The 6903-nt window shown below is 60.7% G+C and carries 10 protein-coding genes, 1 other RNA gene and 1 pseudogene; 9 read left to right on the top strand and 3 right to left on the bottom strand.

From position 1 onward, the window contains the following. The 8 genes and pseudogenes from prfB to HMPREF2690_RS12125 all read left to right on the top strand — a co-directional run. Positions 1–217: pseudogene (gene prfB / locus HMPREF2690_RS02965) on the top strand (peptide chain release factor 2); the annotation flags it as partial. 17 nt (positions 218–234) lie between these two features. Next, the gene (gene ftsE / locus HMPREF2690_RS02970) at positions 235–927 is read left to right on the top strand and encodes a cell division ATP-binding protein FtsE (RefSeq protein WP_070452078.1); all 693 of its coding nucleotides are present in this window, start codon (positions 235–237) and stop codon (positions 925–927) included. A 2-nt stretch (positions 928–929) separates the two neighbouring features. Further along, positions 930–1832: a permease-like cell division protein FtsX gene (gene ftsX, locus HMPREF2690_RS02975; RefSeq protein ID WP_070820143.1), complete on the top strand. Its 903-nt coding sequence runs from the start codon at positions 930–932 to the stop codon at positions 1830–1832. Positions 1833–1847: 15 nt separating this feature from the next. Further along, positions 1848–2345: an SsrA-binding protein SmpB gene (gene smpB, locus HMPREF2690_RS02980; protein ID WP_070452075.1), complete on the top strand. Its 498-nt coding sequence runs from the start codon at positions 1848–1850 to the stop codon at positions 2343–2345. A 23-nt stretch (positions 2346–2368) separates the two neighbouring features. Beyond that, positions 2369–3019, top strand: coding sequence for an SDR family oxidoreductase (locus tag HMPREF2690_RS02985; RefSeq protein WP_070820144.1), 651 nt, complete (start codon positions 2369–2371; stop codon positions 3017–3019). A gap of 205 nt (positions 3020–3224) precedes the next feature. Continuing rightward, positions 3225–3614: a transfer-messenger RNA gene (gene ssrA / locus HMPREF2690_RS02990) on the top strand. A 147-nt stretch (positions 3615–3761) separates the two neighbouring features. Beyond that, positions 3762–3911, top strand: a complete 150-nt coding sequence (locus HMPREF2690_RS12120) for a hypothetical protein (RefSeq protein WP_167617324.1) — start codon at positions 3762–3764, stop codon at positions 3909–3911. A 47-nt stretch (positions 3912–3958) separates the two neighbouring features. After that, positions 3959–4129 carry a hypothetical protein gene (locus HMPREF2690_RS12125; RefSeq protein ID WP_167617352.1) on the top strand — a complete coding sequence of 57 codons (171 nt, stop codon included), beginning with the start codon at positions 3959–3961 and terminating at the stop codon, positions 4127–4129. A 112-nt stretch (positions 4130–4241) separates the two neighbouring features. Here HMPREF2690_RS12125 and rhuM read toward each other — a convergent pair whose 3' ends face one another. From rhuM to HMPREF2690_RS12270, 3 genes are all read right to left on the bottom strand, one after another. Continuing rightward, positions 4242–5228 (bottom strand): RhuM family protein, encoded by a 987-nt coding sequence (gene rhuM, locus HMPREF2690_RS02995; protein ID WP_070820145.1) that lies wholly within the window; start codon positions 5226–5228, stop codon positions 4242–4244. Between the two features lies 1 nt (position 5229). Beyond that, complete coding sequence (locus HMPREF2690_RS12265) at positions 5230–5367, bottom strand: hypothetical protein (protein ID WP_167617354.1); 138 nt, start codon at positions 5365–5367, stop codon at positions 5230–5232. A gap of 278 nt (positions 5368–5645) precedes the next feature. Next, entirely contained in the window at positions 5646–6065 is a 420-nt protein-coding gene (locus HMPREF2690_RS12270) for a hypothetical protein (RefSeq protein WP_210401375.1), read from the bottom strand. Between HMPREF2690_RS12270 and HMPREF2690_RS03010 the strand changes: the two genes are divergently transcribed. Beyond that, positions 6058–6879 carry a hypothetical protein gene (locus HMPREF2690_RS03010; protein WP_141761184.1) on the top strand — a complete coding sequence of 274 codons (822 nt, stop codon included), beginning with the start codon at positions 6058–6060 and terminating at the stop codon, positions 6877–6879. The genes HMPREF2690_RS12270 and HMPREF2690_RS03010 overlap by 8 nt on opposite strands. The last annotated feature ends 24 nt before the right edge of the window (positions 6880–6903 follow it).

Here is a 6903-nt window from a genome sequence, read left to right on the forward strand (position 1 = left end):
AAAGGCGGAGATGGACGCCCTCGGCGCGGGTGGTAACGCCAGCTGGGGCAACCAGATGCGCTCCTATGTCCTGCACCCGTATCAGATGGTGAAGGACCTGCGCACCGACTATGAGGTGGGCGACCCGCAGAAGGTTCTCGACGGCGACATCGACGGCTTCCTGGAGGCTGGCATCCGCTGGCGCATGGCACAGCAGCAACAAGAGTCACACCAGTAACGGGTAAGGTGTGTCGCGTGATCCGATTCGACCATGTGACCAAGACGTATCCGACGTCCACGCGCCCCGCACTCAACGACGTCACCCTGGAGATCCCAGACGGCGAGTTCGTCTTCCTGATCGGCGCGTCCGGCTCCGGCAAATCGTCGTTTTTGCAGTTGATGATCCGCGAGGAAAACGTCACCTCCGGCGACATCTACTTCGGCGACTTCCACGTCAACGCACTGTCCGGCAAGCAGATCAACAAACTGCGCCAGTCCATCGGCTACGTGTTCCAGGACTTCCGCCTGCTGCCCAACCTCAACGTGTACGACAATGTGGCGTTCGCGCTTGAGGTCATCGGCAAACCGAAGGACCGCATTGCCAAACTCGTGCCGGAGGCGCTCGAACTTGTCGGCCTCGGCGCGAAGGCGAATCGTATGCCGCGCGAGTTGTCAGGTGGTGAGCAGCAGCGTGTTGCGATTGCGCGTGCGTTCGTCGATAAGCCAAAGCTCATGCTTTGCGACGAGCCCACGGGCAACCTCGACCCCGGCACCGCCGACGAAATCATGGCGTTGCTTGCGCGTATTAACCGCATGGGAACCACCGTGGTCATGTCCACACACAACGCGCGTGCGGTGGATGACATGCGCAAACGCGTCATCGAACTGCAACTGGGCAAGGTCGTGCGCGACGAACAAAACGGCGTCTACGGGGATGTGAGGAAGTGACCATGAACTGGAATTTCATCTTCCGCGAAGGCTTCAAAGGCCTCGGCCGCAACCTGACCATGACCATCGCGCTGGTGATCACCACGGCGCTCTCACTCGCGCTCGTCGGCACGGGCATTTTGATCTCGCAGGCCACCGCAGATACGAAGAAGCTCTACCTCGACCGCGTCGAAGTGATGGTCGAGTTGGACGAGGACATCTCCGCGGGCGACAAGGACTGCTCCACCGACGCCTGCAAACAGGTACGCGACACCCTGCAGGGCGACGACCGCGTCGAGCAAGTCACCTTCCGCTCCCGCGAGCAGTCCTACGAGCGGTTCGTGGAACTGTTCCAGGACGCCGAGCCGGAACTCGTGCGTGAGACCACCCCGGATGCGCTGCCGGCCGCACTGCACGTGCGCCTGAAGGACCCCACGGACACGGCGCCGCTCGACGCGATCCGTGAGCTGCCGCAGGTCACCGTCATTTCAGACCAAGCCGACACCGTACGCTCCGCCGCCGGCACGCTGAACACGTTCCGCAACGCCGCCTTCGTCATCGCCGCCGCACAGGCGCTGGCCGCAGTGTTTCTGATCGCGAACATGGTGCAGTTGGCTGCGTTCAACCGCCGCGAACAAATCGGCATCATGCGCATGGTCGGCGCCTCGCGCTGGTACACCCAGGCCCCGTTCGTGCTCGAGGCCGTGATCTCCGTACTGCTCGGCGCGGTGCTGGCCACCTTCGGCGTGTGGGCCGGCAAGCAGTTCCTAGTGGACCCGCTGCTCGGCGACCTCTACGCATCCCAACTCATCGCCCGCGTCCCCGACTCCGCAGTGTGGGCCGTCATGCCACTGACCGGGCTTGTCGCCATGGTGCTCGGCGGCCTCGCAGCCCAGGTGGCACTTCGCTCCTACGTGCGGAAGTAGTACACTCGAGCGCCTATGTCCAAGAAGAACAAAAAGCAGAAGCTTTCCAACACCGGCGTCCTAGCGACCAACCGGAAAGCTCGCCATGACTACACCATCTTGGACACCTGGGAATGCGGCATCGTCCTGCAAGGCACCGAAATCAAGGCGCTGCGCGAGGGCAAGGTGTCGCTCGTCGAGGCGTTTGCCACCATCGACAACGGTGAAGTCTGGCTGCGCAACATGCACATCCCCGAATACTCCAAGGGGCACTGGACCAACCACCCGCCGCGCCGCACCCGCAAACTGCTGCTGCACCGCCGCGAGATCGACTCGCTGGAAGGCAAAGTCCGCGACGGCAACCGCACCCTGATCCCGCTGTCGCTCTACCTCAAGGACGGCCGCGCCAAGGTCGAGTTGGGCCTCGGCCAGGGTAAGCAGGACTACGACAAGCGCCGCGCCATCAAGCGACGCACCGAGGACCGCGAAATCACCCGTGAGCTGGGCCGCAAGTTGAAGGGCATCAAGGCGTAGCGTTTTCAGTACGGTGGGGGCCTATGAAAAAGGCACTGATTACTGGAGCGTCCCGCGGCATCGGTCGCGCGATTGCTGAAGAACTTGGCAAGGACCACCACATTTACGCGGGCGCGTCACAGGACGCGTCCGAGATTGTTTCGGCGCTGCCGAGCGCGGAGCCGTTCGAGGTGGACCTGACGGACACCGCAGCTATTGAGCGCGCCGCCGCTGAGATCGACGAACTCGACGTCCTCGTGCTGGCCGCCGGCGTGATGGAAAACGGCTCTCTTTCGGAGCTCACGGACGCATCCTGGCGCAACATGATGGAAGTCAACCTCCACGCGCCCGTGACCCTGACTCGCGCGCTGCTTCCTGCTTTACGACGATCCAACGGCCTGATCATCACCATCAACTCCGGCGCCGGCTACCACGGCATCGCCAACAACTCCGCCTACTGCGCCTCCAAGTTCGCGCTGCGCGGCTTTACCGATTCGCTCGCACAGGAGGAAGCCGGCAAGGTGCGCGTGACCTCGCTGCACCCGGGCCGCACCGACACCGACATGCTCTCCGGCGACGACGGCCTGCCCAAGATGGCCGCCACCGAAGTAGCCAAGGCGGCCCGCCTAGCTGTCGACGCCGGCCCCGACGCCGTCATCGAATTCCTCCGCGTCCGGCCAGCCTTCACGGAGTAGGTTGCCGGCTGGGGCAGGGCTTGCCGGCTGGGGCGGGCTTGCGGGCGTTGCTCAGGCTCCGGCGCGCCCAGCCCCTTGTGCTCCGGCGCGCTCGGCTCCTTGGGCTCCGGTGCGCTCGGCCCCTTGGGCTCCGGTGCGCTCGGCTCCTTGTGCTCCGGCGCCGCGTGGGGTAACGTTTCTTCTCCTACGTTTCTTCGTAGTTGAAGGGGTCGATTTGGTTTCGACTTCATCACTTAGCCAGGGGAAGCGTGCCGGTGCAGGCAGGAGACCACCGAAAGCGTCGCTGTAACTAATAAACGCAGAGAAGAACTCTCAGCGTGACTACGCCCTCGCTGCCTAATTAGAAAGGTTCAGCGACCTGCGTGTCCGTCAGGCCGGGGATGTCCCCGACCCGGTACCTGGCGTCGACTTAGGGGACTTGCCTTCCGGCCCTGTCAGTGGGGCCTCGGGAGGGACATTTTTCACTGACTGGGCCCGTCATTCGGACATGTTCGCCTGATCCGGAGGGCCGAGCAGAGATTCTGTGCGAACTGCGCACGGAGAAGCCCTGGTGCGGTGGTGAAGGACCCGGGTTCAATTCCCGGCGGCTCCACCGAGTGCGAACCCCCAGACCCTTACGGGCCTGGGGGGTTCTTCTTATTTGTGCTGGTAGTGGCAATAAATGAAAGTGCAGGAAGGTGCACCAAAGTACAATGCCGTTCATTCCGTAGACCACGTTTAGACCACGAAAACGGACGAGAACATGGCACTCCGCCGCTCAACGAAACGACAGTTCGGCACGGTCTCCCAACTCCCCTCCGGACGCTGGCGCGCCCGCTACATCGGACCCGACGGCGTCGCCGACCTGGAGGAGAAACGCAAACAGCGCAAGACAGACGAACAGACCGCGTAGTGCCATAAGCGCGGATACAGTGGTGGACATAAGCAAGGAGGTTAGCTGTGACGTCAGGGGAGTCCGTGTGGCAGGAAGGCGAAAAGGAAGTCATCGCGACCACGAGCCACGGAGAGAAGATCTACATCCAGAAGCCTCCGAAGCCGGGCCAATTCGTTCGGCGAGCCTGGCGTAATACCGGTAGGAGGATCAGGACCTCGATGGAGTACGTCGAATAGACGGCGTTATTCCAGCTGACGTTGTCAAAGCGGTTGCCCGTTAGGTCCGAGGTGGCGCTTCGTGCCTATTTGGGGCGGTTTTCACTGGGCTGCCGGGCCCCGCGGGGTGCATTTATTTGTTCTTCATGTCTCGAACGGCTGCCTCTAGTGCGGCCATGTCTTTCGCGTCTACTTTGGCGTCGAGAGTCCGCTTGTGGGCTTCCCATTGCTCCATTGCGTAGTCGGTGGCTTGTTTGTGGCTGCGGCTACCGGCCCCTGTTAGGACCTCGCGTTCGTTGAATACAAGCCATTTGTCGGTGAGATCTTTCCAGTCGCTCAGCAGCATTCCTTGACGTTTATCAGCGCGGTCTTCGGCATAGTCGAGGTACATCGTGGTCAGTCGTGCCATCTCTCGCAGTTCGTCGTCGGTGAGGTAGTTCTTAGCGACGATGACATCCTTGGTTTTCGGCCCGTTGACACTGTCCCAGTTAGTCAGGCCCATGTTGTCCTTAGCAGCGTCGGCGCGCGCGATTATGAGCTCGGCAGCGGTCTTGCCGTGTACTGCAAAGTGCAGTTTGTTCTGTATCGAGGCGAAGAACTGTTGTACGTCCGTGCGCTTGGGGTTGTAGTCGCTACTGGAGGCGGCGATGACGTCACAAATCTTGCGGAAGAATTGGCGTTCTGACAGGCGGATTTCGCGGATCCGCTCTAGTAGTTCGTCGAAGTAAGTGTCGTGGTTGTCGTTTTTAAGGCGCTGATCATCGAGTGCGAAACCTTTAACTAGGTATTCACGGAGCACTTGGGTTGCCCATGTGCGGAATTGGCTTCCGCGTGGACCGCGCACGCGGTACCCGACGGCGATAATCATGTCGAGGTTGTAGTGATTTACCGACCGGCTTTGACCAGGTACTTTCAAAAGTTGTTTGAAAGTAGACTCTTCGCCAATTTCTCTCGACAGCGTGACTTCTTTGATGTGGTGGGAGATGGCTGCGGTAGTGACGTCGAAGAGTTGCGCCATCTGTTTTTGGGTAAGCCACGCGTCGTGTTCGACTACCTGGAGGCGCACCTGTGCCTTTCCGTCGTCGGTGTTGTAGATGACTACTTCGTCTGGATGGGTCATATCAGTCGTGTGTCCTTTCGTAGAGGTCCTGCCAGGTGGCAAGGATGTGCGTGGTCACGCCGAGCTCTCGCGTTATTAGGTTTGGGCTGGGCCCATAGAGACCTTCCGCAAGTTCGTATTCGACAGAGGAGATAAGCATACGTGCCGCCCACCTATCGGCGGCTCGCTCCTGGTGCTGTGCAAACCACCCATTCTCGTGAGTCGTATGGCCGAGAGAAGCGTGGCGAGTTCGTGGGCGAGGGCGCACAGTTCCTCGACCGGGTGCAGACCCGGAGCGAGCAGAATCAGGTTGTGCTGTGGGAACCATCCCCCCTTGGCGGGCGAGGAAAGCCACCCCACGTCGTCCACGTCGCCCCACACATTCATAGCGGTGGCCATATCAAGCAAAGCAACGTGCTTCGAAGACATCAGTGCGCCTTACTTTGGCCGAGTAGTCGGCAGTTGGGTCACACTGGCAATGTGCGGGTGCACCGCCTCCTCATGGGCAGAAGGAGCAAGATGGGTCAGATCAACCGGTTCGACGAACGTGTTTTCAAGCAACACGTCGCCGGGCTCATTGACCCGCCAACCACGCCCGGAGATCTGCATACGCAGACTGCGATAACGCTTGTAATCGATCAGGTCGAGTTCATGCGCGCGCCGCACAATCGCCTGGATTGAGCAACCCCACTGCGCTTTCAGATTCGTATATTCAGCAAGCGTGGTCTCTGGCGTAATCTTCCCGCCAAGCAACTGACGCGGCATCAGCAATGCATTTCGGGCGTTGCCGCCAGAAATGCGGGAGGAGGCTATTGAGCGTTCCAAGATTGTGCGGCATACGCTGCGCAAGTTGCGCATTGATTTGATGCCTCGAGCTTCCCCGATGGATATCGACGTGTGGGAACGTGAGTTTGGCGACCAGGTGGTTCAGTTGATCGCGAGGGCACAGGCGGAAAACGCCGCCCTGGTGGACAAGACGATGAACCTGGAACTGATGGCCAACGGCTGGCAAGATAGCCCGATCGGCATGCTCAACTCCGACGCGTTTGCCGGGTACATGCCGGATGGGGATCCGCTGGAGATCATTCCGCGCGCGGTAGCCAAGCGTGTTCGTGAGCGCCTGGCGCTGTATGAGGAGCCGACGCCACAGGAATATCGCCAAGCATGGGAAGCCGGTGGAATGCTCTTGGCGACGATTACCCAAACCGCGTTGATCGATACCCAGCGAATGGCGAAAGCAGTTGCCGGCCTGATGCGGCCCAAGACGCTCTACGTTCGTATGTCGAACCCGCCATGTTGCGCGCGATGCGCGATTCTGGCAGGCAAGCGTGGCTATTGGGACAAACCGTTTCTGCGGCATCCGGGGTGCGATTGCACACAGGTTGCAGTCCCGGATGACGGCTCCATCCGCTTCGAGGGGCCTGGTTTCGACGTTCAGGCCTACTGGGACTCGTTGAATGCGGCAGATCAAGACAAGGTCTTTACCAAGTCTGGTGCCGCAGCGATTCGCGCCGGGGCTGATATCAACCAGGTGGTCAATAGCCGGTTGGGGATGTCGGCGGCTGGCCAGTCGTCTACGACGATCGGCACGACGTCACGCTCGAAGACGATGCGGTACTACTACGGACGCCCAAAGGGGTCTGTGAAAGGCATGCCTCGTGTGTGTGTCTGATCTGATGTAGGTGGTCCAGTTCGG

The organism is Corynebacterium sp. HMSC034E11 (genome assembly GCF_001835905.1).
In the GTDB taxonomy this organism is placed as follows: domain Bacteria; phylum Actinomycetota; class Actinomycetes; order Mycobacteriales; family Mycobacteriaceae; genus Corynebacterium; species Corynebacterium coyleae.

Coding starts and splice junctions, on each gene's coding strand:
- ftsX (WP_070820143.1), top strand. CDS start 930: ATGAACTGGAATTTCATCTTCCGCGAAGGCTTCAAAGGCCTCGGCCGC.
- smpB (WP_070452075.1), top strand. CDS start 1,848: ATGTCCAAGAAGAACAAAAAGCAGAAGCTTTCCAACACCGGCGTCCTA.
- HMPREF2690_RS02985 (WP_070820144.1), top strand. CDS start 2,369: ATGAAAAAGGCACTGATTACTGGAGCGTCCCGCGGCATCGGTCGCGCG.
- HMPREF2690_RS12120 (WP_167617324.1), top strand. CDS start 3,762: ATGGCACTCCGCCGCTCAACGAAACGACAGTTCGGCACGGTCTCCCAA.
- rhuM (WP_070820145.1), bottom strand. CDS start 5,228: ATGACCCATCCAGACGAAGTAGTCATCTACAACACCGACGACGGAAAG.
- HMPREF2690_RS12265 (WP_167617354.1), bottom strand. CDS start 5,367: ATGCTTATCTCCTCTGTCGAATACGAACTTGCGGAAGGTCTCTATGGG.
- HMPREF2690_RS12270 (WP_210401375.1), bottom strand. CDS start 6,065: ATGCGCAACTTGCGCAGCGTATGCCGCACAATCTTGGAACGCTCAATA.